The 25,771-nt window shown below is 71.4% G+C and carries 24 protein-coding genes; 7 read left to right on the forward strand and 17 right to left on the reverse strand.

Going from position 1 to position 25,771, the window contains the following annotated elements; translation table 11 throughout:
- Window positions 1-98: 98 nt before the first annotated feature.
- Window positions 99-902: a VOC family protein gene (locus tag ACQPYK_RS31115; RefSeq protein WP_433238616.1), complete on the reverse strand. Its 804-nt coding sequence runs from the start codon at window positions 900-902 to the stop codon at window positions 99-101.
- 180 nt (window positions 903-1,082) lie between these two features.
- Here ACQPYK_RS31115 and ACQPYK_RS31120 point away from each other — a divergent pair, with 180 nt between their 5' ends.
- The 4 genes from ACQPYK_RS31120 (at window position 1,083) to ACQPYK_RS31135 (ending at window position 5,330) form a co-directional block, all read left to right on the forward strand.
- Entirely contained in the window at window positions 1,083-1,991 is a 909-nt protein-coding gene (locus ACQPYK_RS31120; protein WP_433238619.1) for an ABC transporter ATP-binding protein, read from the forward strand.
- Between the two features lie 43 nt (window positions 1,992-2,034).
- Window positions 2,035-2,802, forward strand: a complete 768-nt coding sequence (locus ACQPYK_RS31125; RefSeq protein WP_433238622.1) for an ABC transporter permease — start codon at window positions 2,035-2,037, stop codon at window positions 2,800-2,802.
- Window positions 2,803-2,957: 155 nt separating this feature from the next.
- Window positions 2,958-4,322 (forward strand): glycosyltransferase family 39 protein, encoded by a 1,365-nt coding sequence (locus ACQPYK_RS31130; RefSeq protein WP_433238625.1) that lies wholly within the window; start codon window positions 2,958-2,960, stop codon window positions 4,320-4,322.
- Window positions 4,323-4,412: 90 nt separating this feature from the next.
- Window positions 4,413-5,330 carry an EamA family transporter gene (locus ACQPYK_RS31135; RefSeq protein ID WP_433238628.1) on the forward strand — a complete coding sequence of 306 codons (918 nt, stop codon included), beginning with the start codon at window positions 4,413-4,415 and terminating at the stop codon, window positions 5,328-5,330.
- A 9-nt stretch (window positions 5,331-5,339) separates the two neighbouring features.
- Here the strand turns inward: ACQPYK_RS31135 and ACQPYK_RS31140 are convergent, their stop codons facing one another.
- From ACQPYK_RS31140 to ACQPYK_RS31205, 14 genes are all read right to left on the reverse strand, one after another.
- Window positions 5,340-6,020, reverse strand: a complete 681-nt coding sequence (locus ACQPYK_RS31140; RefSeq protein WP_433238631.1) for a GntR family transcriptional regulator — start codon at window positions 6,018-6,020, stop codon at window positions 5,340-5,342.
- Between the two features lie 11 nt (window positions 6,021-6,031).
- Window positions 6,032-6,958 carry an ornithine cyclodeaminase family protein gene (locus tag ACQPYK_RS31145; protein ID WP_433238633.1) on the reverse strand — a complete coding sequence of 309 codons (927 nt, stop codon included), beginning with the start codon at window positions 6,956-6,958 and terminating at the stop codon, window positions 6,032-6,034.
- Complete coding sequence (locus tag ACQPYK_RS31150) at window positions 6,955-7,953, reverse strand: proline racemase family protein (RefSeq protein ID WP_433238636.1); 999 nt, start codon at window positions 7,951-7,953, stop codon at window positions 6,955-6,957. Before ACQPYK_RS31150 ends, ACQPYK_RS31145 begins: the two co-directional genes overlap by 4 nt.
- A gap of 26 nt (window positions 7,954-7,979) precedes the next feature.
- Window positions 7,980-8,687, reverse strand: a complete 708-nt coding sequence (locus ACQPYK_RS31155) for an ABC transporter ATP-binding protein (protein WP_433238639.1) — start codon at window positions 8,685-8,687, stop codon at window positions 7,980-7,982.
- Window positions 8,680-9,447 (reverse strand): ABC transporter ATP-binding protein, encoded by a 768-nt coding sequence (locus ACQPYK_RS31160; protein WP_433238642.1) that lies wholly within the window; start codon window positions 9,445-9,447, stop codon window positions 8,680-8,682. Before ACQPYK_RS31160 ends, ACQPYK_RS31155 begins: the two co-directional genes overlap by 8 nt.
- Window positions 9,444-10,415, reverse strand: a complete 972-nt coding sequence (locus ACQPYK_RS31165; RefSeq protein WP_433238645.1) for a branched-chain amino acid ABC transporter permease — start codon at window positions 10,413-10,415, stop codon at window positions 9,444-9,446. Before ACQPYK_RS31165 ends, ACQPYK_RS31160 begins: the two co-directional genes overlap by 4 nt.
- A complete protein-coding gene (locus ACQPYK_RS31170) occupies window positions 10,412-11,305 on the reverse strand; it encodes a branched-chain amino acid ABC transporter permease (RefSeq protein WP_433238648.1) in 894 nt (297 codons plus the stop codon). Before ACQPYK_RS31170 ends, ACQPYK_RS31165 begins: the two co-directional genes overlap by 4 nt.
- Window positions 11,302-12,480, reverse strand: coding sequence for a branched-chain amino acid ABC transporter substrate-binding protein (locus tag ACQPYK_RS31175; RefSeq protein ID WP_433238651.1), 1,179 nt, complete (start codon window positions 12,478-12,480; stop codon window positions 11,302-11,304). Before ACQPYK_RS31175 ends, ACQPYK_RS31170 begins: the two co-directional genes overlap by 4 nt.
- A 166-nt stretch (window positions 12,481-12,646) precedes the next feature.
- A complete protein-coding gene (locus ACQPYK_RS31180) occupies window positions 12,647-14,032 on the reverse strand; it encodes an aldehyde dehydrogenase family protein (protein WP_433258961.1) in 1,386 nt (461 codons plus the stop codon).
- 5 nt (window positions 14,033-14,037) lie between these two features.
- Entirely contained in the window at window positions 14,038-15,039 is a 1,002-nt protein-coding gene (locus tag ACQPYK_RS31185; protein ID WP_433238654.1) for a proline racemase family protein, read from the reverse strand.
- Between the two features lie 88 nt (window positions 15,040-15,127).
- Window positions 15,128-16,021, reverse strand: a complete 894-nt coding sequence (locus tag ACQPYK_RS31190; RefSeq protein WP_433238657.1) for a dihydrodipicolinate synthase family protein — start codon at window positions 16,019-16,021, stop codon at window positions 15,128-15,130.
- A gap of 3 nt (window positions 16,022-16,024) precedes the next feature.
- On the reverse strand, window positions 16,025-17,398 hold the full coding sequence (locus ACQPYK_RS31195) for an FAD-dependent oxidoreductase (RefSeq protein ID WP_433238660.1): 1,374 nt from the start codon (window positions 17,396-17,398) through the stop codon (window positions 16,025-16,027).
- Window positions 17,395-17,820, reverse strand: a complete 426-nt coding sequence (locus ACQPYK_RS31200) for a (2Fe-2S)-binding protein (RefSeq protein ID WP_433238663.1) — start codon at window positions 17,818-17,820, stop codon at window positions 17,395-17,397. Before ACQPYK_RS31200 ends, ACQPYK_RS31195 begins: the two co-directional genes overlap by 4 nt.
- Entirely contained in the window at window positions 17,817-18,977 is a 1,161-nt protein-coding gene (locus ACQPYK_RS31205; RefSeq protein WP_433238666.1) for an NAD(P)/FAD-dependent oxidoreductase, read from the reverse strand. Before ACQPYK_RS31205 ends, ACQPYK_RS31200 begins: the two co-directional genes overlap by 4 nt.
- Window positions 18,978-19,182: 205 nt before the next feature.
- On the opposite strand from ACQPYK_RS31205, the gene ACQPYK_RS31210 reads away from it, so the two are divergent.
- Window positions 19,183-20,172, forward strand: a complete 990-nt coding sequence (locus ACQPYK_RS31210) for a COX15/CtaA family protein (RefSeq protein WP_433238669.1) — start codon at window positions 19,183-19,185, stop codon at window positions 20,170-20,172.
- A gap of 32 nt (window positions 20,173-20,204) precedes the next feature.
- Window positions 20,205-20,888, forward strand: coding sequence for a SanA/YdcF family protein (locus ACQPYK_RS31215; RefSeq protein WP_433238672.1), 684 nt, complete (start codon window positions 20,205-20,207; stop codon window positions 20,886-20,888).
- A 4-nt stretch (window positions 20,889-20,892) separates the two neighbouring features.
- Here ACQPYK_RS31215 and ACQPYK_RS31220 read toward each other — a convergent pair whose 3' ends face one another.
- Window positions 20,893-22,182 carry a PrsW family intramembrane metalloprotease gene (locus ACQPYK_RS31220; RefSeq protein WP_433238675.1) on the reverse strand — a complete coding sequence of 430 codons (1,290 nt, stop codon included), beginning with the start codon at window positions 22,180-22,182 and terminating at the stop codon, window positions 20,893-20,895.
- A 216-nt stretch (window positions 22,183-22,398) separates the two neighbouring features.
- On the reverse strand, window positions 22,399-23,352 hold the full coding sequence (locus ACQPYK_RS31225) for a heme o synthase (RefSeq protein WP_433238678.1): 954 nt from the start codon (window positions 23,350-23,352) through the stop codon (window positions 22,399-22,401).
- A gap of 385 nt (window positions 23,353-23,737) precedes the next feature.
- Here ACQPYK_RS31225 and tkt point away from each other — a divergent pair, with 385 nt between their 5' ends.
- On the forward strand, window positions 23,738-25,771 hold the full coding sequence (gene tkt / locus ACQPYK_RS31230) for a transketolase (RefSeq protein WP_433258963.1): 2,034 nt from the start codon (window positions 23,738-23,740) through the stop codon (window positions 25,769-25,771).

Here is a 25,771-nt window from a genome sequence, read left to right on the forward strand (position 1 = left end):
TCACAGGCCACAGTGGGCCCATGAGGGCCAGGGATCACAAACCGCAATCAGGTCATCCGAATTCCCAAATTCGGGAGGTCCCGCGAAAAAGATTCACCTCATCCCGGCAGGCCGTCCGGTCCGGCGACCGCGAAGACGGCGAGCTGCGGGTCGGCCAGCACCGCCATCGACCCCCTGGGCGTGCGGGTCCGCGGCACCAGCACGATACCGCCGAGTTCTTCCGCCCTCGCCACGGTGGTCCCGGTGTCCTCGACGGCGAAGCAGGCCAGCCAGTGCGGCGGCGTGCCCGGCGGGAAGCGCGGGCCCGGCTCCGCCATCCCGGCGACGGCGTGGCCGTCCACCCGCCACTCGGTGTACCGCGTGCTCCACGCCGCCTCTCCCGTACCGGCTCCCGTGCCGCCGTCCTCGGCGTCCCAGCCGAAGACGGCCGGGTAGAAGGCCCGGCACGCGGCGGCGTCCCAGGTGACCAGCTCGTTCCAGGTGAGCGCGCCGGGCTCGTCAGTGATCTCCGCGCCTCGGTGCCGGCCCGCCTGCCAGGCCATGAAAAGGGCCCCGGCGGGGTCCTGGAAGGCGGCGGTGACGCCCTCGTCGAGGACGCCCACGGGCTCCATGACGACCGTGCCCCCGGCCTCGCGGACCCTCGCGGCCATGATGCCGACGTCGTCGGTGGCCATGTAGGTGTTCCAGATGGAGGGCACGCCGTCGCCGCAGCTCGGCCCGATCCCCGCGACGGCGTGGCCGTTCGACGTGAACCGTCCGTATCCGCCGGACTCCGGGCGCGGGTCGAACACCGCCTCCCAGCCGAAGATCTCCCGGTAGAACCTGACCGACAGGGTGACATCGGTACTCGACAGGTCGACCCAGCACGGGACGCCGGATTTGTAGCCACTCCGTTCGGACACGCCGAACCTCCTCAAGTCGTGATTCGGGACACACTCAGCGTTACATGGGTGGCTTGGGCCACCTGGTGGGCGATCGGCGGCCTTGGCATGATCCGCCCGAAGCCTTTTACCGGGCATGGGAGGCTCCAACCGGCAGGTCCGGGCGCATGACCGGCCGGTACAGTCCCTAAACTCGTGGCCATGGAATCCCCAGCCGTCGAGATCGTCGACCTGGTCAAGAGATACGGCCGGACGACGGCGATCGACGGCCTCACCCTCGGTGCCGCCCGCGGCGCGGTCACCGCGATCCTCGGGCCCAACGGCGCGGGCAAGACCTCGACCATCGAGATCTGCGAGGGATTCCGCCGAGCCGACGGCGGTAGCGTGAAGGTGCTCGGGCTCGCCCCCACGAGTCCGCGACTGCGAGCCCGGGTCGGAGTGATGCTCCAGGCGGGGGGCGTGCCCCCGGCGATGCGTTGCGGGGAGTGGCTGCACCTGATGGCCCGCTTCCACGCCAACGCGCTGGACCCGCGCGCGTTGCTGGAGCGGCTGGGCCTGACCGAGCACGCCCGCACGCCGTACCGCAGGCTCTCCGGCGGCCAGCAACAGCGCGTGTCGCTGGCGGCGGCCGTCATCGGCCGCCCCGAGCTGGTCTTCCTCGACGAGCCGACCGCCGGCCTGGACCCCCAGGCACGGCACGCGTGCTGGGAGCTGGTCGGCGATCTGCGCGCCGCCGGGGTCTCGGTGGTGCTGACCACCCATCACATGGACGAGGCGGAGAAGCTCTCCGACCGCGTCGTGATCATCGACCACGGCGCGGTGGTGGCCGAGGGCACCCCGTCCTCGCTCACCGGCGCCGAGCGGCAGCTGCGCTTCCGCGCCCGGCCGGGGCTCACCCTGGACGAGCTGCTCGCCGCCCTGCCCGCCGGCAGCGCGGCCAAGGAGTCGCCGTCGGGGCACTACATCATCGAAGGACAGGTCGGACCGGAGCTGCTGGCGACCGTGACGGCCTGGTGCGCCGCCGAGGGCGTCACCGCCGACGACCTCAGCATCGAGCGCCGCACCCTGGAAGACGTCTTCCTGGAGCTGACCGGCCGGGAGCTCCGATGACCCCCCATCCCGTACGGCTCGCGCCAGACCGCAGGAGAGCACAGTGACCGCCCTGGACTTCACCCCGGCCCCGGGGGCCGCGCCGCTGCCCCGGATGGTGCTGGCCCAGACGGGCGCGGAGATGCGGGCGATGCTCCGCAACGGCGAGCAGCTCCTGCTCACAATGATCATTCCGGTGCTGCTGCTCGTCGGCTTCTCCGCCGCGCCGCTGGTGGACGTCGGCGGCGGCCCGCGGGTGAACTTCATCACTCCCGGCGTGCTCGCGCTGGCCGTGATGTCCACGGCCTTCACCGGGCAGGCCATCGCGACCGGGTTCGAGCGCCGCTACGGCGTGCTGAAGAGGCTGGGCGCGACCCCGCTGTCGCGGACCGGGCTGATGCTGGCCAAGACGCTCGCGGTGATCGCCGTGGAGATCATCCAGGTGGTCGTCATCTGCGCGGTGGCCTTCGCCCTGGGCTGGCGGCCCGCCGGCTCGCCTCTGCTCGCGCTCCCCCTGATCCTGCTGGGCACCGCCGCGTTCAGCGGGCTCGGCCTGCTGATGGCGGGCACCCTGCGCGCCGAGGCCACCCTCGCCGGCGCCAACCTGGTCTACCTGATCCTGCTCGGCTGCGGCGGCGTCATCTTCCCGATGTCGAAGTTCCCCGACGCGGTGCGGCCGGTGCTCGAACTGCTGCCGATCTCCGCTCTGACCGGCGGGCTCCGCTCGATCCTGGCCGAGGGCGCCGGCCTGCCGGTGGCCGCCGCGGCGATCCTGGCGGGATGGGCCGCGGTCTCGCTTTTCGTAACCTCCCGCACATTCCGCTGGGAGTGATCGCGAAAATTTGGCATTTCCGGGCAATCATTGCTTGAAGACCCCTCCGAAGATGATCAAGGATCCTTAGCATCCTCTGAGTGATCATTACCGGAACGCGCTCCTCGCACGCGCCGGCGACACGACAAACGGGGCAAATTCGGTCAGTTCTGGCCATGGGACTTGCCGCAACGATTGTCGCCGTCGCCGGCTCGTGGACGGTGTCCCAGTCAGCGGACGAGATGGCCACTCTCAGCGCGGCCCGCCGTAGCGCGGCCGGGCTGTGGGAGCTGGCGCAGCACGTCGACGGGCACTTCCTGCCCTACTACGCCTTCATGCACCTGTGGCTGGAGTTCGGCCAGGCACAGTGGTGGCTGCGGCTGCCCTCGGCGATCGCGACGGGCGTGGCGGCCGCGCTCATCGCCGATCTGGGACGGCGCCTGCACTCCCTGCCCGCCGGGGTGGCGGCCTCCACCGTCTACGTCTTCCTGCCTTCGGTCTCCTACCACGGGCAGAACGTCCGCTCCTACGCCTTCGCGGCCGCCGCGGCGGTCCTGGCCACCTGGGCGCTGTATCGCGCGATCGAGGAGCCGGGACGGCGCGGGGGCTGGTGGAAGTACGCCGCGGCCGTCGCGCTGCTCGGCTGCACGCAGGTCTTCGCGCTGCTCGTGCTGGCCGCCCACCTGCTCGCCGTGGCGCTGTACCGCCGGGGAGTCCTGGTCCGGATGCTGCCCGCGATGGCTCTGGGATGCGTCCCCGGAGCGATCTGGGCCGTGGTCGGCTTCAACGAGCGGCACGCGATCAGCTGGATCCAGATGCCCGGCCCCGGAGTCTTCGCCGCCCTGCCCAGGACGACCGGTGGCACCGCGCTCGCGGGCCACGTCCTGCTGGTGCTCGCGCTGGCCGGCCTGCTGCTGCTGCGGCGGCACCGCGCCCATCGGCTCTGGGTCACGCTGCTGGCCGGCTGGGCCCTGCTGCCGCCCGTCCTGCTGTTCGGCCTGTCGCACCTGCTCTCCCCGGTCTACGTCGACCGGTACGTGTTCGCGACGGTGCCCGCGTACGCGCTGCTGGCCGGTCTCGCGCTCGTCGCCCTGCCCCAGGCGCTCGCCGCGCTCGCCCTGGTGGGCACCCTGGCCGCGGGGCTGCCGGGACAACTGGACGTCCGGGAGGAGGACGGGCACCACGAGAACTTCCCGCGCGCGGTGCGGATCGTCTCCGGCGGAGCCCTGCCCGGCGACGCGATCGTGTACGGGGGTTCATGGCTCCGGACGGGAATGCTCTACTACGGCGGGCGGGACCTTCCCGACGACGTGCTGCTCACGAGCACCGCCCCCAGCCCGGAGTCCTTCAACTATCCCGAGCGCGCCGACGTCGCCGCCGCCCTCGACGGACGCAGGCGGGTATGGGTGCTATGGCGGGGAGACGCCCCGGCGGGCCTGCGGATCGGCAGGCTCGACCCGGTGCTGCGGGGATTCACCCGCACCCGGATCTGGCACGCGGGGCGGACGCCCGGCATGACCGTGGCGCTCTACACCCGGTAGGGCGATCTCGCATCGCGGACGCCGCCTCGCCGGCGGCACCGGGATGAGTAAGGTGTGAAAGACCGTATAGCCCCTGGTTCGAGGAGCCCCATGACCGTCGAAGCCCTGGACGGGCCCGCGGAGCCGTACAAGCCCGGCCTTCCCCGGCCGGGTGCGCTGCTGCGGGCCGCGGCCGACGCCATCCCGCCGTCCGGGCTGGTGCTGCTGGCCATCCTGTCGGTCCAGGTCGGCGCGGGCTTCGCCAAGGATCTGTTCTCCCAGCTCCCGCCGAGCGCGGTGGTGTTCCTGCGGATCGCGATGGGGGCGCTCATCATGGGCGTGGTCGCCCGGCCTCGGCTCAAGGGGCTGTCCCGCGTGGACGTCGGGCTGGGAGTGGCGTTCGGCGTGACGCTGGGCGTGATGAACCTGTCCTTCTACGAGGCGCTGGCCCGGCTGCCCATGGGCATCGCCGTGGCGATCGAGTTCCTCGGCCCGCTCGGGGTGGCGGTGGCCGCGTCGCGCCGCCGCCTGGACCTGCTCTGGGTGGTGCTGGCCGGCTCGGGCGTGGTGCTGCTGGCCCCCTGGGGGACGACCGCGTCCCGGATCAGCTGGGCCGGGATCGGGTTCGCGCTGGTCGCCGCGGTGTGCTGGGCGGGTTACATCCTGCTGTCGGCCGCCGTGGGCCGGCGATTCCCGGGCACGACCGGTCTGTCCTTCGCGATGATCGTGTCGTTCCTGGTGATCGCCCCGGTGGGGATCAGCACGGGCGGCGCGGACCTGCTCAGGCCCGAGCTGCTGCTGATCGGGCTCGGGGTGGGCCTGCTGTCGTCGGTCATCCCCTACTCGATCGAGTTGGAGGCTCTGCGCAGGATGCCCAAGCAGGTGTTCGGCATCCTGATGAGCCTGGAGCCGGCGGTGGCCGCGCTGGTCGGCCTGCTGGTGCTGGGCGAGATGCTGCAGGTGCGCGAATGGGCCGCCATCGGCTGCGTGGTCGTCGCGAGCGTGGGCGCCACCCGCGGCTCCCGCTGAGATCGGCGCCTACTCCGGCTTGTTGGCCCAGATGCCCCGGACGTGCTGGATGTGGTTGTGCATCAGCCGCTCGGCTCCCGCGGTGTCTCCGGCCGACAGCAGGTCGAGCAGGTCGAGGTGCTCGCGGGCGGAGTCGGTCAGGTCACCGCGCGCCGACAGGGCCGACAGACCGTAAAGGCGGGCTCGCTTGCGCAGGTCGCGCACCACGTTCACCAGGTGGGCGTTGCCCGCCAGGGCGAGCAGGTCCACGTGGAAGCGGATGTCGGCGTCCACGTAGGCGAGCAGGTCGCCGCGCCGGGCCGCGTCGACGATCTGCTGAGCCACCGGGCGAAGCAGCTCGAAGCTCTCCGCGCGGGCGGTGTCGGCCAGCCGCGCGACCGTGGGAACCTCGATGAGCTGACGGATCTCGGTGAGCTCGTCCAGGTCGCGGTCGGACAATTCGGTGACCCGGAAGCCCTTGTTGCGCACCGCCTCGACCAGGCCCTCCTTGGCGAGGTCGAGCATGGCCTCGCGCACCGGTGTCGCCGAGACGCCGAACTGGGCGGCCAGCACCGGCGCCGAGTAGACCACCCCGGGCCGCATCTCACCGGTGATCAGGGCGGCCCGCAGCGCGTGGGCCACCTGCTCCCGCAGGCTCTGCCGCTCGCCCACGACCGGCAGGTCGAGCCGATCTTCCGCCGAAGGAGCCATCTCCGCGCCTCTCATCTTGCTCGCATCCACGCCTCGTAGGCGGCGGCCGCCACCACCAGGTCCTCCCACGCCATGCCCACACTCTTGAACACCCGGGGCCCCGGGCCACGGGGAACGGCGCCGGCGACCAGCTCCCGAAGGTTCCCGGCGAGATGACCAATGGTGATCGTACCGTTCCGCAGCGGGATGATCAGATCCCCCGCCTCAGCGAGAGCGGCACCGCGGGCTTCGACGACCACCGTGGCACGCGCGACGAGATCGTCGTCGATCTCCCGGGCGTCCGGCTCGTGAGAGCCGACCGCCACCACGGTCGCATCATCCCGAGTGAGCCTACCGTCGAACAGGGGAGTTCTGGCGGTCGTACAGCAGGCGATCAGGTCGGCCTGGCCGGGGTCGGCCGCCGTGTCGGCCCGCAGGCCGGCGGCGGCGCACCGGGCGGCGAAGGCCTGTGCCTTCGCCGCGTCCCTGGCGATCACACTCACCCGGCTCACCGGCCGGACCGCGCGGAAGGCCTCCACGTGTCCCCATGCCTGCGGGCCCGTCCCGAACACCGCCATCGCCGAGGCGCCGGGCTCGGCCAGATGCCGTACGGCCAGCGCGGAGACCGCGGGGGTGCGCAGCGAGGTGAGCGCGACGCCGTCCATCGCGGCCAGCGGGGTGAGGCTCTCCCCGTCCATGAGCAGATAGGTTCCCTGGATCCGGGGCAGCCCGCGTCCGGGGTTGGCCGGGGCCACCCCGGCCACCTTGATCCCCGCGTGGCGGCCCCACGCGGCGGGCATCAGCAGCAGCTGCCCGGCGGGGACCTCCACGATGGGCCGCTGCGGGGTGTCCTCAGGGTCGAGGCCGCCGCGCAACGCGTCCTGGAGCACCTGCACGGCCAGCGCCATCGGCACCAGCTCGTGCAGGGTCCGCCCGTCCAGGTAGGGCAGCGCGTTCATCGGAGGGTGAACCCGGCGCCGACGGGATCGCGCGGGTCCAGGCCGAACCGGTGCTCCCCGGTGCGGTAGGCCATGCCCTCCACCTCGGGGATGATCCCCTCCTCCGTCACCTCGGCCACCCGGGCCAGGAAGGAGGTGCCCACGATCCCGTCGTGGGTGAGCGTTCCGGTGAAGCCGTCGGCGTGCAGCAGCGCCAGCCGGGCGGCCGTGCCCGAACCGCAGGGCGAGCGATCCACCTCGCCGTCGGCGAAGACCGTGACGTTGCGCTGGTGCCCGGGACCCAGCTCGTCGTAGAAGATGACGCCGTAGATTCCGGAGAGTCGCTCGTCACCAGGATGCCGGGAGGCGGGGTGGCCGGCCAGGGCCGCCTTCACCGCCCGGCCGAGGGCGATCAGCTCGGTGAGGTGCTCGGGCACCACGCTCAGCCCGAACGCCGCCGCCGGGACCGAGGCGTAGATGGCCCCGCCGTAGGAGACGTCGGCTCTGACCCCGGCTAGGCGGCCGGAGATCGCGTCCGCCGAGGCCGGGCCGGCCGCGACGAGCGGGCCCAGCTCGACGTCGCGCGCGAGCACGTAGGACGGCACGTTCCGGAACGTGACCGCCTCTACCAGACCCCCCGAGCAGCGGACCCGGGCCGTCACCCTGCCGGACGGGACGTCGACGACGACGTCGGTCTCCCCGTCGGGGTCCGCCTCGACCAGACCGCTGTCGACGGCGTAGACCCCGAGCGCGATGGTGCCGTGACCGCAGGCGGTGGAGTAGCCGTCCTTGTGCCAGAACAGCACCCCGAGGTCGGCCGCCGCGTCGTCCGGCGGGATGAGGAAGCAGCCGTACATGTCGGCGTGCCCGCGCGGCTCGTGGCACAGCAGCCGCCGCACGCCGTCGATCTCCGGGGCCCGCGCCGCCTCGCGGCGCTCCAGCACCGTGCCGCCGGGGATGTCGGGCACCCCGGCGGTGACGATCCGGAACGGCTCGCCGGCGGTGTGGTAATCCACCGTGTGAATCATGTTCTCCCGTCCTGTCAGACGCCGCCCAGGTAGGCCTCGACCACCCGGGCGTCCACACTCAGCTCGGCGGCGGGGCCGTCCAGCACGCATTCACCGTTCTCGATCACGTAACCGCGGTGGGCGATCTTGAGCGCGGCGGTGGCGTTCTGCTCGACGAGCAGCACCGAGGTGCCCTCGGCGTTGATGCCGGCGATCAGTTCCATCACCGAGGCGACCACCAGCGGGGCCAGGCCCATGGAAGGCTCGTCGAGCAGCAACAGCCGGGGCCCGGTGACCAGGGCCCGGCCGATGGCCAGCATCTGCTGCTCGCCTCCGGAGAGCGTGCCGCCCTGCTGGGCGCGCCGTTCGGCCAGGCGGGGCAGCAGCTCGTAGACGCGCTCGATCCGCTTGCGGACCTCTCCCTGGTCACGGACCAGATATCCACCGAGCTGCAGGTTCTCGTGCACGGTAAGGGTGCTGAAGACCCTGCGCCCCTCGGGGACGTGTACCAGACCCCGCGCGGCGATCTTGTGAGGTTTCTCTTTGGTGACCTCGTGGCCGTCGAAGACGATCCTGCCGGCGGTGGGACGCACCAGACCGGAGACCGCCGACAGCGTGGTGGTCTTGCCGGCGCCGTTGTTGCCCAGCAGCGCGACGATCTCTCCCGGCGCGATGGTGAGGGACAGCCCTCGCAGGGCGTGCACGCCGCCGTAGTGGACGTCCAGTCCGTCGATCTCAAGCATGGGCGTCACTCCCGAGATAGGCCTCGATGACGGCCGGATTCCGGCGGACGTCCTCGGGGCGGCCGTCGGCGATCTCCTTACCGAAGTTCAGCACGACCACGCGTTCGGAGACCTCCATCACCAGGCCCATGTCGTGTTCGATGAGCACGATGGCCACACCCAACGCCTGGATCCGCCGGATCAGGTCGAGCATCTCGGCCTTCTCACCGTGGTTGAGCCCGGCGGCGGGCTCGTCCAGCAGCAGCAGGTCGGGGCGGCGGGCCAGGGCTCTGGCGATCTCGGCGAGGCGCTGCTCGCCGTAGGGCAGGTTGCGGGCCTCGCTGTAGCGGTCACCGCGCAGGCCCACGAAGTCCAGCCAGTGGTGGGCCTGCTCGGTGCACTCGCGTTCGGAACGGCGGTAGCGGGGGGTGTGCAGCAGGGCGTCGAAGACGTTCTGCTTGAGCCACAGATGGGATCCGGCGCGGACGTTGTCCAGGACCGACAGCTCGCCGAACAGGCGCAGGTTCTGGAACGTCCGCGCGATGCCCAGTCCCGCGATCGCCGACGGCTTCAGTCCCCGCAGGCTCTTGTCCCGCAGGGTGATCTGGCCCGAGGTCGGGCGGTAGAAGCCGGTGACGCAGTTGAAGGCCGACGTCTTGCCCGCGCCGTTGGGCCCGATGACGGAGACGATCTCCGCCTCGCCCACCGAGAACGAGAGCCCGTCGATGGCCACCAGCCCGCCGAAGGACAGGCGCAGATCCTCCACGCTCAGCAGGCTCACGAGACCTCCTTGGAACGGGCGGGCCAGAGCCCCTGCGGACGCAGGAGCATGACGACGATGAGGAGGACGCCGAAGATGAAGAACCGGTAGTCGGCGAAGTCGCGGAGGAACTCCGGCAGGAGGCTGATCACGATGGCGCCGACGACGACACCGGGGACCGAGCCCATGCCGCCGAGGACGACGGCCATCAGGACCAGCGCGGACGACAGGAAGGTGAAGCTGTTCGGGGAGATCGCCGACAGCTGGGCGGCGGACAGGACTCCCGCCAGGCCGCCCCAGACGGCTCCCGCGATGTAGGCGGCGAGCTTGACACGATAGGTGTTCACCCCCATGGCCTCCGCGGCGTCCTCGTCCTCGCGGACGAACCGCCAGGCCCGGCCGAGGCGGGAGCGGCCCAGGCGGGCCGCGCCGAGGACGGCCAGGGAGACGATCACCACGGTCACGTAGTAGAACGTCACCGGGTCGTCGGTCAGGGACGGGATGCCGTAGATGCCCGAGGGTCCGCCGGTGACGTCCAGGTTGTTCGCCGTGATCCGGATGATCTCGCCGAAGCCGAGGGTCACGATGGCGAGATAGTCGCTGCGCAGCCGCAGAGTCGGCGCGCCGATGATGATCCCGGCGACGACCGTGACCACGATGACGGCGGGCACGGTGACCAGCAGCGGCAGGTCGAACCGGGTGGACAGCACCCCGCTGGTGTAGGCGCCGACCGCGAAGAAGGCCACGTAGCCGAGGTCGAGCAGGCCGCAGTAGCCCACCACGATGTTCAGCCCCGCGGCGAGCATCACGAAGATGGCCGCGGTGGTCATGACCGACAGCGCGTAGTTCGAGGCGTTGATGAAGGGCGCGAGCAGGGCGATCAGCAGCCCGCCGAGCCCGGCCCACCTGTTCTGCAACAGCTTCGACGCCTTGGTCTGGGGCTTGTCGGTGCCCAGCCGGCGCGTCTTCGTCTTCGTCGTGCTGGTCATACGCGCTCCGTCACGCGTTCGCCGAGCAGGCCGGTGGGCCGCACGGTCAGGAACAGGATCAGCACTCCGAAGGTGAACACGTCGCGCCACTCGCCGCCCAGCCAGAACGTGCCGAACGACTCCAGCAGCCCGAGCAGCAACCCGCCGAGCATCGTGCCGGGGATGTTGCCGATGCCGCCGATGACGGCCGCGGTGAAGGCCTTGAGCCCGATCAGAAAGCCCATCAGGAAGTCGATCTTCCCGTAGTAGGCGCCGGCCATCACCCCGGCGGCCCCCGCGAGGGCCGAGCCGAGGAAGAAGGTCCGGGAGATCACCGCGTTCACGTCGATGCCCATCAGGGCGCTCGTACGCGGGTCGAGTGCGATGGCTCGCATGGCCCGGCCCTCACGGGTCCGGGTGATCAGCAGGTTGAGCCCGATCATGAGGATGACGGCCACGCCGATCAGCACGAGCTGCTGCAGCGTCAGCCGGGCCCCGAGCACCTCCATCGAGGTGCCGCCGAGCCGTACCGGGTAGACCCTCGGGTCGGCTCCGGCGGCGGCGCGCATGCCGTACTCCAGGGCGAAGGACGCACCGACCGCGGTGATGAGCAGGGACAGCCGGGGAGCCCTGCGCAGCGGCCGGTAGGCGATCCGCTCCAGCGCCACCCCGGCCAGGCCGGTGAAGACCATGGTGGCCAGGAGCACCGCCAGCAGCAGGGGCAGCGCCAGCGAGGAGGACACGCCACCGAACGCGCCGAGGACGGCAAAGCCGATGAACGCGCCGAGCATGTAGAGGTCGCCGTGGGCGAAGTTGAGCAGCTTGATGATCCCGTAGACCATGCTGTAGCCCAGGGCGACCAGGGCGTAGAACGAGCCGACGAACAGCCCGTTCCAGACGAGCTGTGTCATTTCAGGGAGTCCTGCAGGGTGAACTTGTCGCCCTTGACGACGAGGACCTGGAAGCCGCCGCTGGACAGGGTGTGCTCGGGGGTGAACTTCAGCGGCCCGGAGAACATCGAGAAGCCGTCGATCGCCTCAAGCGCGGCGGTGACCTTGGCGCCGTCGGTGCCGCCCGCCTTGGTGACCGCCTCCGCGGCCAGCCGCACCGCGTCGTAGGCCTGGTTGGAGTAGGGGCCGGGCTCGGCGTTGTACTTCTTCTTGTAGGCCGCGATCCACCCCTCGGCGCCTTCCAGGGTGTCGGGGGTCTGGGTCATCGTGGCGTAGACGCCCTCGGCGGCCTCGGCGCCGGCGATCTCGATCAGCTTGGGCGAGACCGAGCCGTCGCCGACCATGATGGAGCCCTTGTACCCGGCCTGGCGGAGCTGGCGGGCGATCAGTCCGCCCTCCTGGAAGTAGCCGGTCCAGTAGACGAAGTCGGGCTTCTTGGCCAGCACGTTGGTGACGTTGGCGCTGTAGTCGCTCTCCTTGGGCGTGACCGTCTCGACGAGCGCGGCCTCGGCGCCTCCGGGGGCGTCGAGCAGCGCCTTGGTGCGCAGCGCGATGTCCTTGGAGTAGCTGGTGTTGTCGTGCATCAGCACGGCGCTCTTGGCGCCCTGCTTGGTCATCCACTTCTCGGCGGCCGTGGCCTGCTGGGAGCCGGTGCCGTTGATCAGGAAGACGTGCTTGAGCTTCTGGTCGACCAGCTCCTGGGAGTTGGCCGCCGGGATGATCATCGGGATGTTGGCCTTGCCGAAAATCGGCAAAGTGGGCAATGTCGCGCCGGAGCAGTATCCTCCGACCGAGATGTTCACACCCTCGGTGACCAGCTTGTTGGCTCCGGCCGCCGCCGACTGGGCGTCACAGGCGTCGTCGGCGGTCTTCAGCTCCAGCTTGCGGCCGAGGACCCCGCCCTTGGCGTTGATCTCGTCGACCGCGAGCTGCGCCGCGTTGCTCATATAGGGACCGATGGCCGCCTCGCTGCCCGACTGAGGGATCAGCATGCCGAGGACGATCGGGTCACTCGCCTTGTCGGCGGTCTTGTCGCCGCCGTCGCCGCCGCCGCCGAGCAGGCCCTGGCCACATCCGGTGGCCAGGAGGCCGAGAACGGCCAGCGAGGTGAAGGACTTCAGGGGGATGGCGCGCATTTGCGGCTCCTCACGCTAATGATATGTGACATTGCAGTAGTTACGGTTGTTCACGTCAAGAGCCGAGATAAGACCGTTAACCTTCACACATCGTTTCTTTGCCGATTGTGCGGAAATGCCAAGGGGCACCCCCGGCGGGGATGCCCCTTTCATCGACGTCGAGCCCTCAGCCTGCCGGGCCGATGGTGATCGTATGGGTGGAGGTATAGAACTCCTGGGCGGCCTTGCCCTGCTCCCGGCCGCCGTAGCTGGAGTCCTTCTCCCCGCCGAACGGCAGGTAGAAGTCCACCCCGCTGGTCGGAGCGTTCACCTTGACCAGGCCGGTGTCCAGCCGCGCGCTGAGGTCCAGGGCTCGGTCCAGGTCACCGGTGTAGACGGCCGAGGCCAGGCCGTAGCGGACCCCGTTGGCCAGTGCCACCGCCTCGTCCACCGAGGCCGCGTCCTGGACCACGCAGATCGGACCGAAAACCTCCTCGCAGGCGAGCGGGTGGTCGGCGGGCAGGCCGTCCACGATCGTCGGCTCCACATACCAGCCGCCGGACCCGCCCTCTCCGGCCAGGCCGCCGGGGATCCGACCCCCGGTCAGGATCCGGCCGCCCGCGGCGACCGCGTTCGCCGCGGCGTCCACGACCCGGTCGCGGGCCGCCTCGTCGATCAACGGGCCGATGGCGGTGCCGGGATCGGACGGGTCGCCGAATCCGAGCTTGGCCACGGCCGCGAGCACGGCCTCGCGGACCTCCTCGCCGTTGCCGACCGTGATGATCCGCTTGGTCGCCGTGCACTTCTGCCCGGCGAAGCCCATCGCCGCCGCCGCGATCTGGGCCGCCGCGGCCTCCAGGTTGGCGTCCGGCAGCACGATGCTGGCGTTCTGCCCGCCCATCTCCACCTGCACCGGCACGCCGCGCCGTACGGCGGCCTGGCGCACCAGCGCGCCCACGGCGGCGGAGCCGGTGAAGGAGACCACGTCGGCCGTCTCCACCAGCGCGGCGCCCTCCTCCGCGTCGCCGGGCACGACCTGGAACTCGTTGAGGTCGATCAGCTCGGCCAGGCGCAGCGCGCACGCCAGCGCCTGCGGGGCGGGCTTGAGCACGACCGTGTTGCCGAACGCCAGCGCGGGCGCGGCCTTCCACAGCGGGATGGCCAGCGGGAAGTTCCACGGTGTGATCAGCCCGGCGACGCCGAGCGGCCGCCGCCGGGTGAAGAGCAGACCCGCACCGGACGGTTCGTGGACCGCACCGGCCGGGTCGAACACCTGCTGGGCGTAGTAGCGCAGGATGGACACCGAGCGGGCGACCTCACCGCGCGCCTCGGTGATCGGCTTGCCGACCTCGCGGACCACCAGGGCGGCCAGTTCGTCGGCCGCCCCCTCCACCGCGTCGGCCGCTCTGGACAGCGCGGTGGCCCGCGCGGCGGCGTTCCTTGATGCCCAGTCGTGCTGTACGGCCTGCGCCAGCCGCACGGCGGCCTGGACGCCCGCCTCCCCCGCGGCGGGGAAGGAGGCGACGAGGTCGGCGGGGGCCTGTGGGGAACGGCTCTCGATCAGATTGATCACGTGTGTCAAAGCAGGAAACCTTCGGGGAACGGGTCACGGGGGTCGAGGAAGTACTGGGCGGTGCCGGTGACCCATGCCCGCCCGGTGATGGTCGGAACCACCGCGGGCAGACCGGCCACCTTCGTCTCCTCAACGAGCCGCCCGACGAACCGGGTGCCGATGAACGACTCGTTGACGAAATCGGTGCCGAGGGACAGCTCGCCCCGCGCGTGGAGCTGGGCCATCCTGGCGCTGGTGCCGGTGCCGCAGGGAGAGCGGTCGAACCAGCCGGGATGGATGGCCATCGCGTGACGCGAGTGCCGGGCGTCGGAGCCGGGCGCGGTGAACTGCACGTGGTGGCAGCCGCGGATGCCGGCGTTCAGCGGATGGACGGGCTCGTCCTGCTCGTTGATCGCCTCCATGACCGCCAGGCCCGCGTCGAGGATCTGCTGCTTGTGCGAGCGCTCGAACGGCAGGCCGACCGACTCGATCGGCAGGATCGCGTAGTAGTTGCCGCCGTAGGCCAGGTCGTAGCCGACCTCACCGATGCCGGGCACCTTGACCACGCGGTCCAGGCCGACGCTGAAGGAGGGCACGTTGGTGATGGTCACCGCCGTGGCGGCGCCGTCCTCGACCCGCACCTCGGCGACGACCAGCCCTGCCGGGGTGTCCAGCCGGATGATGGTGACCGGCTCGACGACCTCGACCATCCCGGTCTCCACCAGAACGGTGGCGACGCCGATGGTGCCGTGGCCGCACATCGGCAGGCAGCCGGAGACCTCGATGTAGAGCACGCCGTAGTCGGCGTCAGGCCGGGTGGGCGGCTGCAGGATGGCCCCGCTCATCGCCGAGTGGCCGCGCGGCTCGTACATGAGCAGCGTCCGGATGTGGTCCATCTCGGCCAGGAAGTGCTCGCGGCGCTCGGCCATCGTCGAGCCGGGGATGACCCCCACTCCCCCGGTGATCACCCGGGTGGGCATGCCCTCGGTGTGGGAGTCCACCGCATGGAAGACCCGTTTCGTCCTCATTGATTCTCCTCGCGGGAGTGAACTGCCTTTCGGGCCCGTGGCCGGGCGCGCCCAATGGTGCGCCCGGCCGCGGAGTGGAGACGACCGCCTATCGCAGGCCCTCGGCCAGGACCTTCTCGGTGGCGGCGCGGACGACGGCCTCGATCTCGTCGGCCAGCGGCAGCCGCGGCGCGCGGCACGGGCCGCCCTTGCGCCCGGCCAGATCCATGGAGAGCTTGATGGCCTGCACGAACTCGGTCTTGGAGTCCCAGCGCAGCAGCGGGTGCAGCGCGCGGTAGAGCGGGAGCGCGGTGTCCAGGTCCCGGGCCAGGGCCGCCCGGTACAGGGCCACGCTGGACTCGGGCAGCGCGTTGGGGTAGCCGGCCACCCAGCCGACCGCGCCGGCCAGGGCCAGCTCCAGCACCACGTCGTCGGAGCCGATCAGCAGGTCGAGCCCCGGGGCGAGCTCGGCGATCTCATAGGCCCGGCGGACATCGCCGGTGAACTCCTTGACCGCCACGATCAGGCCCTCGGCGTGGAGCCGGGCCAGCAGCGCCGGGGTGAGGTCCACCTTGGTGTCCAGGGGGTTGTTGTAGGCCACCAGCGGCACACCTGCCTTGGCCACCTCGCGGTAGTGCTCCATCACGATCCGCTCGTCGGCCCGGTAGGCGTTCGGCGGGAGCAGCATCACCGCCCCGCATCCGGCATCGCGAGCCTGCTCGGCCCAGCGGCGGGCCTCGGCCGCCCCGTAGGCGGCGACTCCCGGCATGACCCGGTCACCGCCGATCGCCTCGACGGCGGTCTCCACGACCTTGGCCCGCTCCTCGGCCGTGAGCGTCTGGTATTCGCCCAGCGAGCCGTTCGGCACCACGCCGTCGCAACCGCCCGCGACCAGCCATCGGCAGTGCTCGGCGTAGCCGTCGAAGTCGACCGAGAGGTCATCGCCGAGCGGCAGCGCGGTGGCCACCATCACGCCGCGCCAGGGTTTCACACGGGTCGTCATAGATCATCCTTCCACAGGGGTTTGGGTCGATGCGGCGAGGTCGCCGAGCCGTACGGGCTGGGCGATCGGACGCCGGGGCGCCGTGGGGTCCTCACCGGCGAGGCACGCCACGGCGTAGCCGCATATGCGGCCCTGGCACCAGCCCATACCCGGGCGGGCCAGCAGTTTGATGGAGCGCGCGTCGGTGGCGCCCAGGTCCAGGGCCTCGCGCACGGCCGACAGGGGGACCTCTTCGCAGCGGCAGACGAGCGTGTCCTCGCGCAGCCACTCCTGCCAGCCGGGCCGTACCGGATAGGCCTCCAGCAGCGCCTGCGCGAAGGCCGCCAGACGGTCCCGGCGGCGCGACAGCCGGGGCAGAGGCGGGATCCGGCGGCCCAGGTCGGCGGCGACGCTGCGGCCCGCGATGCGGCCCTCGACCTCGGCCAGCACGGCTCCGCCGACGCCGGTGGGCTCCCCCGCCGCGTAGACGCCGGACACGCTGGTGCGCAGTCCCGCGTCCACGGTGACGACGGGGGCGCCGTCCGCGCCGGCGTGGGTCGCGCAGCCGAGCTGGACCGGCAGTTCGACCTGGGGGACGAAGCCGTAGCCGTAGGCGAGGGTGTCGCACTCGACGGTCCGCACCGACAGTGGCCGCCAGTCGTCGTCCAGCCTCGCCACCGTGACATGGGTCAGCGCGTCGTCGCCGTGCGCCTCGATCACCGCCTGGCGGCCGTGGTAGGGCACCCGATGCCGGGCCAGGCTCGCGCCGTACCCCAGAGCCTCACCGGCCTTGCCCGCGGCGAGCAGCGGGTGCCTGGCGAGTCCGAAGCGGCCGTTGGCCTCGTAGACGCCGCGCACCTGCGCGCCGGCCTGCGCCAGCCCGGCGGCGACCGGCAGCAGGAAGGGGCCGGTCCCGGCGACCACGACCTTCTGGCCCGCGACGACCAGATTGCCCTTGAGCAGGGCCTGCGCCCCGCCCGCGGTCAGCACGCCGGGCAGGTCCCAGCCGGGGAACGGCAGGGGACGGTCGTGGGCTCCGGTGGCGATCAGCAGCCTGCGCGCGGTGACCGTGCGGGGGCGCTCCTCGCGGTCCCCTTCGAGACATCGTACGGTCACCGTCCCGTCGGCGTGCTCGACCGCCCAGACCTTGTGGCCGAGCAGCACCTCGGCACGGTCACGGAGCGTCCGCCACTGCCGGGTGAACCTGTCCAGGCCGTGGTGGAGGGCCCCGGGAGCCTCGGCGTTGAAGCCTTCGGGCAGGTGCCGGAAGTACTGGCCGCCGGGCCTGGCCGCGGCGTCGATCACCACGACGTCCAGCCCGGCGAGGGAGGCGGTGAGCGCGCCGGCGACGCCGGCGGGACCGGCGCCGATGACGGCGAGGTCGTACAGGGGCTTCACCGTCCGTTCACCGTGCCCTGTCCGTCTCGGCGCCGCTCGTCCTGGTCCCGCCCGCCTTGACCGTCCCGGGCGGCCGGGTCCGGGGCCGCCGGATTCCGTGCGGCCGGGTCCTGGACGGCGGGCTCGCCGGGTCCGGTCTCCGTGCGGGTGCTCACCCGGTCTCCGGGGCGGGCCTCCACCAGGCAGGCCCGCAGGGACGGGCTGTCGTTGACCGTGACCAGGCAGTCGAAGCAGACGCCGATGCCGCAGAACAACCCGCGTGGACGGCCGCCGAACCTGGTGGCGCGCCAGGAGCGGATGCCCGCACCGTGCAGGGCCGCGCCGATGGTCTGGCCGGGGATCACCGGGACGGGGATCCCGTCCACGCTGATCTCGAACTCCGGCTCGGGTCGTGCCCGCACCAGGACGTACGGCTGCTTCATGGGCGCTCCTCCTCGAAGCGGTCCGGGCGGAAGGGGGTCAGGTCGAGGTCGGGACGGCGGCCGGTGAGCGCCTGGGCGATCAGGTGGCCGGTGGCGGGGGCCAGGCCGATGCCCGCGCCCTCGTGGCCGCAGGCGTGGTACAGGCCGGGCGCGCGAGGGTCCTCGCCGATCACCGGCAGGTGGTCGGGACAGTATGGCCGGAAGCCGCAGTAGGTCCGTATCACCCTGCGCTCGGCCAGCGCCGGGAACAACTCCACGGCCTGGCGGGCGAGGCGTTCCAGCACCGGGACGGAGATCGTGCGGTCGAAGCCGACGCGCTCGCGGCTGGCGCCGATGAGCACCGGTCCCGCCGGGGTGCCCTCCACGACGGCGGAGGTCTCCAGGCCCGCCGAGTCGCTGGCCACGTTGGTGACGTAGGCGGCCGTGTAGACCTTGTGCCTGACGAGCGGCTCCCGAAAGGGTTCGGTGACCAGGATGAAGCCCCGCCTGGGCAGGACCGGGACATGCGTCCCGGCCAGCGCGGCGATCTCACCGCCCCAGGTCCCGGCGGCGTTGACGACGGCGCCGGCGAGGATGTCGCCGCGGTCGGTCCTGACGCCGGTGACCCGGTCGCCGTCGCGCAGGAAGCCGGTGACCGTCACCCCGGTGCGCAGCATCAGCGTGCCGCCGCCGAAGTGGTCGGCACCCCGCCGGATCAGCCTGGCCGCCGCCAGCATGGGCTGGACCTGGGCGTCCTGCGGGTAGAACACGCCCCCCGCGAAGCCTCGCGCCAGGTGCGGCTCGTAGTCGCCGAGCCCGTCGGGAGCGACCACCACGTGCTCGACGCCCTGCTTGCCCGCCAGGTCCCTGAGCGCCCGCAGCACCTCGTCGGTCTCGGCGACCACCAGCCCGCCCTTGGGCTCGAACTCGAACCCGTCGGGGTCCGGGAGCTCCGAGGGCCCCGCGAGCTCACGCCAGAGGTCGTTGGAGAGCAGCGCCAGATCGAGCTCGGGGCCCGGCTCCTTGTCGGAGACCAGGACATTGCCCTCTCCCGCGCCGGTCGTGCCGCCCGCCACGGGTCCGCGGTCGACGACGACCACGTCCAGTCCGGCGCGCGCCGCGTAGTACGCGCACGCGGCTCCGACGACCCCGGCGCCGATCACCACGACATCCGGCATGACTCACCTCACTCCTGCAACCTGACTCATCAGTACTATGTCACATACCTTTAACCAGTTCAATCGGACATCTACGTTCTCTCTTCCCGCCTACCCCTACCCGGCCCTCCACACCGCGAGCCGCGCGGGCGGCGGAGAGATCGTTCCGCCGGGAGCGCATGGGCCCGCGGCGGGACCGCCGCCTTCGCCGCCTAACATGTGAGCCGTGAAGCACCTCTTTGACCAGGCCCGTCGGCATGCCGTGAACCTGACGCAGACCGTGTGGTCCCCCACGGCCGCCACGCTGCGGCGGTGGGCGCTGGCGGCGGTCGTCGCCAACGCGGGCATCACGGTGACCGGCGCGGCGGTCAGGGTCAGCAAGTCGGGCCTGGGCTGCCCGACCTGGCCCAGGTGCACCCCCGACAGCCTGCTTCCGACCGCCCACGGCCAGATCTCGCCGGTCAACATGGCCGTCGAGTTCGGCAACCGGCTGCTGACCTTCCTGGTCCTGGCCATCGGCCTGGCCTGCCTGGTCGCCGCGATGAGGCTGCTGCCGCGCCGCCGCGACCTGGTCCGCCTGGCCTGGCTGCAGCCGGCCGGCGTGGCCGCGCAGGGGCTCTGGGGCGGCCTGGTCGTGCGCAGCGTGCTCAACCCGGTCACCGTGAGCGTGCACTTCCTGATCTCCATCGGCCTGATCGCCGCCTGCTTCGCGCTCTACGCCCGCTCGAACGAGGGTGACGCCGCGCCGCAACGGCTGGTCCACCGCGACATCCGTACGCTCGGCCACGTCCTCATCGCCGCGGTGGCCGTCCTGCTCGTCGCGGGCGTGGTGGTGACCGGCACCGGGCCGCACTCCGGGGACGAGATGGCCTCCCGGTTCCCGTTCGACATCGAGAGCGTGGCCCGGATCCACGCCGACGTCGTCTACGTCGTGGTCGGGCTCACCTTCGCCCTGCTCTTCGCGCTGCACGTGAGCGACGCGCCCCGGCACGCGCGCCGGGCGGCGCTGACCCTGCTGGCGGTGGAGATGGCGCAGGGGGTCATCGGATACGTCCAGTACTTCCTTGCCGTGCCCGCCTTCCTGGTGGGCCTGCACGTGCTCGGCGCGACGCTGGTGTGGATCGGCGCGCTGCGGGTGGTGTACGCGTTGCGGTCACGGGGCCCGGCCGACTCTCCGGCCACCCGGTCCGGCAGACTCGACTCGATCCCCGCCTAGCCGGGCGCCCGTGGGGCCGGGACAATGGGCGGATGCCGCTGTCGCGTAAGACCCTCCGGCGCTCCTACCGGGCGGCCGTGCTGCTGAGTCTGCTGGCGATCGCCCCGCTGACCTGGGCCTGGCTGGCCAGCTCGGGACACCGGGTGGTGGCCGACACCTCCCCCGGCTGGGTAGAGGAGGTCCCCGCCGCTCCGGTCGCCCTGGTCCTGGGAGCGGCGACCTGGAGGGACGGCCCCTCCCCCATGCTGGCCAGACGACTGGACATCTCCGCCGAGCTGTACCGGGCGGGCAAGGTGAAGGCGATCCTGTTGTCCGGCGACAACGGCCGGGCAGGCTATGACGAGCCCACCGCGATGCGCGACTACCTGCTCACCCGCCGGCACATCCCCGCCGGCGCCCTCGTGCTGGACTACGCGGGATTCGACACCTGGGACTCGTGCGTGCGGGCCCGCGACGTGTTCGGGGCCACCCGGCTGACCGTGGTCACCCAGGTCTTCCATCTGCCCAGGGCCGTCGCGCTGTGCCGTACGGCGGGCCTGGCGGCCTTCGGTGTCGGCGACGACTCGGCCAGGCAGTGGGCGTCCACCTACGCCTACGCGGCCCGCGAGTTCCTCGCCTGCGGCAAGGCCTTCCTCGACGCGGTGGTCCTCGACTCCTCCCCCGTCTTCCCCGGGCCCCGCGAGAGCACCCTGGACACCGCGCTCCGGACGGGGTGAGCCGCTAGCGGTGCGGCGGGTGGGGGCCCGCGCCCGGCGGGGGCGGCGGGGCCTGCCACGAGACGTAGCCGGGCGAAGGAGTGCCGGGAGCGCCCTGCGGGGGCGGAACGCGACCTGATCGGGGGTGGCCCATGACGCCCGGCGGGGCCAGTGGGGCCGGCGGGGGCGGCTGGGGGGCCGGATAGTGGGCACGGGCGGCCGCCATGCACTCCAGCAGCGCCCGCTGCTCCTCGTCGAACGTGTGCTCGTCGATCATGTGCCGCCTGGCCCGCTCGTGGAGCAGGCCCAGCTCGGTGGCGGCGAGCTGGTAGTCGTTCATCGCCCGCAGCCCGGTCCGGCCGCCGTTCGTCTTGGCCCACTGCCTGGCCTGGCGGCGGCCCGGCAGCGAGGAGAGCATGGCGACGTCGTAGGGCCCCACCAGACCGGTCGCCTGGTAGGCGGGCAGATAGGTCTGGATGAGGCCGACGATGCGTTTACGGTCGCGAAAGACGATCCCGATCAGGATGAACAGCACGATCATCAGCAGGACGTAGGCGATGGCCAGGCCGCCGATGCCGACGTAGGAGGCGAAGCCGTTCCATATCCCGTGCAGCAGCATCGCGCCGATCCAGCCCGCCGCGATCACGAAGATCCGCACCTGACCCCGGCGCTGCGCGGCGTAGGCCACCGCGACACCGATCATCGAGGTGAACAGCGGATGCGCGAAGGGCGACAGGACGCCCCTCAGCACGACGGTCACCGCGAGCCCCCGCGCGCCCATGTCGTCGAGCGCGGCCACGTAGTAGCTGACGTTCTCGCTCATCGCGAAGCCGAGGCCGACCATGCTGGCGTAGATGATGCCGTCGGTGGGCCCGTCGAGCTCGGCCCGCTTGAACCTGAGCAGGCCCAGCAGGACCAGCCCCTTCATCGTCTCCTCGACCACCGGGGCGCCGAAGGTCGCGGCGATGTTGCGCGAGCTGTCATAGCCCAGTCGGACGGTGTTTTCGATGTAGACCAGGTTGAAGGAGTTGACCAGGCCCGCGACCAGGACCGCCACGCCCGCGCCCCAGGCGAACGCGAACACCAGGTTGCTGCGCGGCTCCGGCTCCATGCGGTCCAGCGCGAGCACCGCGGCCAGCAGCACCGGGACCGGCGCCAGGGCCAGGGCCAGGGCGATGAAGAAGTAGACCGGGTCGCCGTTCAGCACATCGAAGGAGAACGACGCCAGCGCGCACAGACCGGCGACGACAAGACCGGCGATCAGGGCGACGGACGGGCGGTCCTTGAACACCCACCGAGGATCACGGCTTGCCATACGGCAACCGTAACCGATCAAACACGAGGTGTCCCCTCCGGTCTTCCGCGGCCGGCGACCGCCCGAGGACACGGTCCGCTCCGCCGGTCGGCGGGTGGGAACGTGGACGGTGTGGAACGGCCGGCATGGGCATGGACGGCGTGGGCATGGACGGCGTGGAACGGCCGGCGACCCCCGTGGCACGGCCCACGAGGGTTCGCCCGTCGTCGGAACGGCTCAGACGAGCATCGAGTCGACGGCGACGGCGAGGAAGAGCAGCGCCAGGTAGGCGTTGGACCAGTGGAAGAAACGCATCGGGCGCAGGTCGACGCCGGTCTTGCCGGCGTTGACGCGGCCGAGGAGGCGGTAGACCTCCCACAGGCAGGCGGCGCCGAGCACGATGGCCACGGCGGGGTAGAGGAGGGTGGTCTGGGCCATCGGCCACAGCAGCAGCGAGCAGGCCACCGTCGCCCAGGTGTAGGCGATGCTCTCCAGCACGACCCGGCGCTCGGTGGCGACCACCGGGAGCATGGGGACCTTCGCCGCGGCGTAGTCCTCCTTGTAGCGCATGGCGAGGGTCCAGGTGTGCGGCGGCGTCCAGAAGAACACCACCCCGAAGAGCACCACCGGGGCCCAGTCGAGGCCGCCCGTGACGCCGGCCCAGCCGATCAGCACCGGCATGCACCCGGCCAGGCCGCCCCACACGACGTTCTGGGAGGTCCGCCGCTTCAGGATCATCGAGTAGACGAGGACGTAGAAAAGGTTCGCCGCCAGCGACAGGCCGGCCGCGAGCCAATTCACCGTCAATCCGAGGCCAAGAGTCGACAGCACGCCGAGGACGACGCCGAAGATCAGCGCGTTGGTCGGCGGGACCTGGTCGCGGGCCAGCGGCCGGCGCCGGGTGCGGCGCATCGCGGCGTCGATGTCACGGTCGATGTAGCAGTTCAGCGCGTTCGCGCTGCCCGCCGACAGGGTGCCGAACACCAGGGTGGAGACGGCGATCCACAGCGGGGGCAGACCGCGGGCGGCCAGGAACATCACCGGCAGCGTCGTGATCAGCAGTAGTTCGATGATCCGCGGCTTGGTGAGGGCGACATAGGCCTTCACGACGTCGCCGAACGAACGCGGCGCGACGATGTCGGCCGTGCCCGTCCCGGACAGGGCCGTCGATTGCTTGTCGGTCAGCACCATCTAAGGCGCTTCCAGCACGTGCGGGGTCAACGCGTAACCTCTGATTAGAGCGAATCCGTGAATGCGGGCACCAGCCAGCCTTGAAGACTCAACTGTAGTTGTTGGGGTGGCCGGTTCCGGCATGGGGTGCGGAGGCGGCACGACGGGAGGCCCCGTGGGAGTTTCGTCCGCGCTGCTCACGACTCCTGTGGACTCGCCCCGGATCGGCCTACGCAACGGTAGCAAGGCCGACCCGTTAGGGTCCGGTGTGGGCGGGAAAAGCCAAACCGGCGCCACCATCACATGACTAGATCCGGAGATCGAGCACTTGAGCAGCGAACTCGTGCCAGCCCTTGACTGGAGCGACCTGGACCGTCAGGCGGTCGACGTCGTACGGGCCCTGGCGATGGACGCGGTAGAGAAGGCGGGATCGGGCCACCCCGGCACCGCGATGAGCCTCGCACCCGCCGCGTACCTGCTTTTCCAGCAGACGTTGCGGCATGACCCCTCAGACCCCACCTGGGCGGGCCGAGACCGGTTCGTTCTTTCCGCCGGCCACACCAGCCTCACCCTTTACATCCAATTGTACCTGTCGGGCTACGGCCTGTCCCTGGACGACCTCAAGGCCCTGCGCCAGTGGGACAGCCTGACCCCGGGCCACCCGGAGCACGGCCACACCATCGGCGTCGAGACCACCACCGGCCCCCTCGGCCAGGGTCTGGGCAACGCGGTCGGCATGGCCATGGCGGCCCGCCGCGAGCGCGGGCTGTTCGACCCGGACGCCGCTCCGGGCACCAGCCCGTTCGACCACATGATCTGGTGCATCGCCTCCGAGGGTGACATCGAGGAGGGCGTCAGCCACGAGGTCAGCGCCATCGCCGGCCACCAGAAGCTGGGCAACCTGGTCGTCGTCTTCGACAGCAACCACATCTCGATCGAGGACGACACCCAGATCGCGCTGAGCGAGGACATCGCCAAGCGCTACGAGGCGTACGGCTGGCACGTGCAGACCGTCGACTGGACCAAGAACGGCGACTACGACGAGGACGTCGAGGCGCTGCACCAGGCCCTGGAGGCCGCGCGCGCCGAGACCGACAGGCCCTCGTTCATCCGCCTGCGCACCATCATCGGCTGGCCCGCGCCGAACAAGCAGAACACCGGCAAGGCGCACGGCTCCGCCCTGGGCGCCGAGGAGATCGCCGCCACCAAGGCGATCCTGGGCCAGGACCCGGAGAAGAGCTTCGACGTCCCGGCCCGGATCCTGGAGCACACCCGCGAGGTCGTCGAGCGTGGCCGGGCGGCCCGCGCCGAATGGGAGAAGGCCTACCAGAGCTGGCGGTCGGCCAACCCCGAGCGGGCGGCCGAGTTCGACCGGATCAGCGCGCGGCAGCTGCCGGCCGGCTGGACCGACGCGCTGCCGACCTTCGAGCCCGGCGCCTCCGTCGCCACCCGCAAGGCCTCCGGCGAGGTTCTCAACAGCCTCGCGCCGGTGCTGCCCGAGCTGTGGGGCGGCTCGGCCGACCTGGCCGAGTCCAACAACACCACGATGAAGGGCGAGCCGTCCTTCATCCCGGAGGAATACCAGACCAAGGAGTTCCCCGGAAACCGCTACGGCCGCACGCTCCACTTCGGCATCCGCGAGCACGGCATGGGGTCGATCCTCAACGGCATCGCCCTGCACAACGGCACCCGGCCCTACGGCGGCACGTTCCTGGTCTTCAGCGACTACATGCGCCCGGCCGTACGGCTCGCGGCGCTGATGAAGCTGCCGGTCACCTATGTGTGGACGCACGACTCCATCGGCCTGGGCGAGGACGGCCCGACCCACCAGCCGGTCGAGCACCTGTGGGCGCTGCGCGCCATCCCGGGCCTGGACGTCGTCCGCCCGGCCGACGCCAACGAGACGGCCGCCGCGTGGCGGATCGTGCTGGAGCACAACGACCGTCCGGCCGCGCTGGCGCTGACCCGGCAGAACCTCCCCGTCTACGCCGGTACGGCGGACGCCGCGAAGGTGGCCCGCGGCGGCTACGTCCTGGAGGACGCCTCCAACGGCCAGCCCGCGGTGATCCTGATCGGCACCGGCTCCGAGGTCGAGCTGGCCGTGGGAGCCCGTGAGCTGCTGGAGGCCGAGGGCATCGCGACCCGGGTGGTGTCGATGCCGTGCGTCGAGTGGTTCCAGGCCCAGGACTCGGCCTACAAGCAGACGGTGCTGCCCTCGGCGGTCCGCGCACGCGTGGCCGTCGAGGCGGGAATCTCGCTGGGCTGGCGGCAGTTCGTGGGAGATGAAGGGGAGGTGGTCAGCCTGGAGCACTTCGGTGCCTCGGCTCCCTACAAGACCCTTTACGAGCAGTTCGGCCTCACCGCCGAGCGAGTGGCTGCCGCCGCTAAGGCGAGCCTCGCGCGGACCGGGGCCGACAAGGGCGAGACGACGGGAAACTGA

Origin of the sequence: Streptosporangium sp. CA-135522 (assembly GCF_050949235.1) — a bacterium.
Classification (GTDB): Bacteria; Actinomycetota; Actinomycetes; order Streptosporangiales; family Streptosporangiaceae; genus Streptosporangium.

Bases quoted from the DNA above. Each gene is read 5' to 3' on its own strand.
- ACQPYK_RS31190 (WP_433238657.1), bottom strand. From the start codon at position 16,021: ATGACGACCCGTGTGAAACCCTGGCGCGGCGTGATGGTGGCCACCGCG.
- ACQPYK_RS31200 (WP_433238663.1), bottom strand. From the start codon at position 17,820: ATGAAGCAGCCGTACGTCCTGGTGCGGGCACGACCCGAGCCGGAGTTC.
- ACQPYK_RS31165 (WP_433238645.1), bottom strand. From the start codon at position 10,415: ATGACCAGCACGACGAAGACGAAGACGCGCCGGCTGGGCACCGACAAG.
- ACQPYK_RS31120 (WP_433238619.1), top strand. From the start codon at position 1,083: ATGGAATCCCCAGCCGTCGAGATCGTCGACCTGGTCAAGAGATACGGC.
- ACQPYK_RS31205 (WP_433238666.1), bottom strand. From the start codon at position 18,977: ATGCCGGATGTCGTGGTGATCGGCGCCGGGGTCGTCGGAGCCGCGTGC.
- ACQPYK_RS31135 (WP_433238628.1), top strand. From the start codon at position 4,413: ATGACCGTCGAAGCCCTGGACGGGCCCGCGGAGCCGTACAAGCCCGGC.
- ACQPYK_RS31220 (WP_433238675.1), bottom strand. From the start codon at position 22,182: ATGGCAAGCCGTGATCCTCGGTGGGTGTTCAAGGACCGCCCGTCCGTC.
- ACQPYK_RS31185 (WP_433238654.1), bottom strand. From the start codon at position 15,039: ATGAGGACGAAACGGGTCTTCCATGCGGTGGACTCCCACACCGAGGGC.
- tkt (WP_433258963.1), top strand. From the start codon at position 23,738: ATGGACGCGGTAGAGAAGGCGGGATCGGGCCACCCCGGCACCGCGATG.
- ACQPYK_RS31170 (WP_433238648.1), bottom strand. From the start codon at position 11,305: ATGACACAGCTCGTCTGGAACGGGCTGTTCGTCGGCTCGTTCTACGCC.
- ACQPYK_RS31130 (WP_433238625.1), top strand. From the start codon at position 2,958: ATGGGACTTGCCGCAACGATTGTCGCCGTCGCCGGCTCGTGGACGGTG.
- ACQPYK_RS31140 (WP_433238631.1), bottom strand. From the start codon at position 6,020: ATGGCTCCTTCGGCGGAAGATCGGCTCGACCTGCCGGTCGTGGGCGAG.
- ACQPYK_RS31215 (WP_433238672.1), top strand. From the start codon at position 20,205: ATGCCGCTGTCGCGTAAGACCCTCCGGCGCTCCTACCGGGCGGCCGTG.
- ACQPYK_RS31155 (WP_433238639.1), bottom strand. From the start codon at position 8,687: ATGCTTGAGATCGACGGACTGGACGTCCACTACGGCGGCGTGCACGCC.
- ACQPYK_RS31225 (WP_433238678.1), bottom strand. From the start codon at position 23,352: ATGGTGCTGACCGACAAGCAATCGACGGCCCTGTCCGGGACGGGCACG.
- ACQPYK_RS31175 (WP_433238651.1), bottom strand. From the start codon at position 12,480: ATGCGCGCCATCCCCCTGAAGTCCTTCACCTCGCTGGCCGTTCTCGGC.
- ACQPYK_RS31145 (WP_433238633.1), bottom strand. From the start codon at position 6,958: ATGAACGCGCTGCCCTACCTGGACGGGCGGACCCTGCACGAGCTGGTG.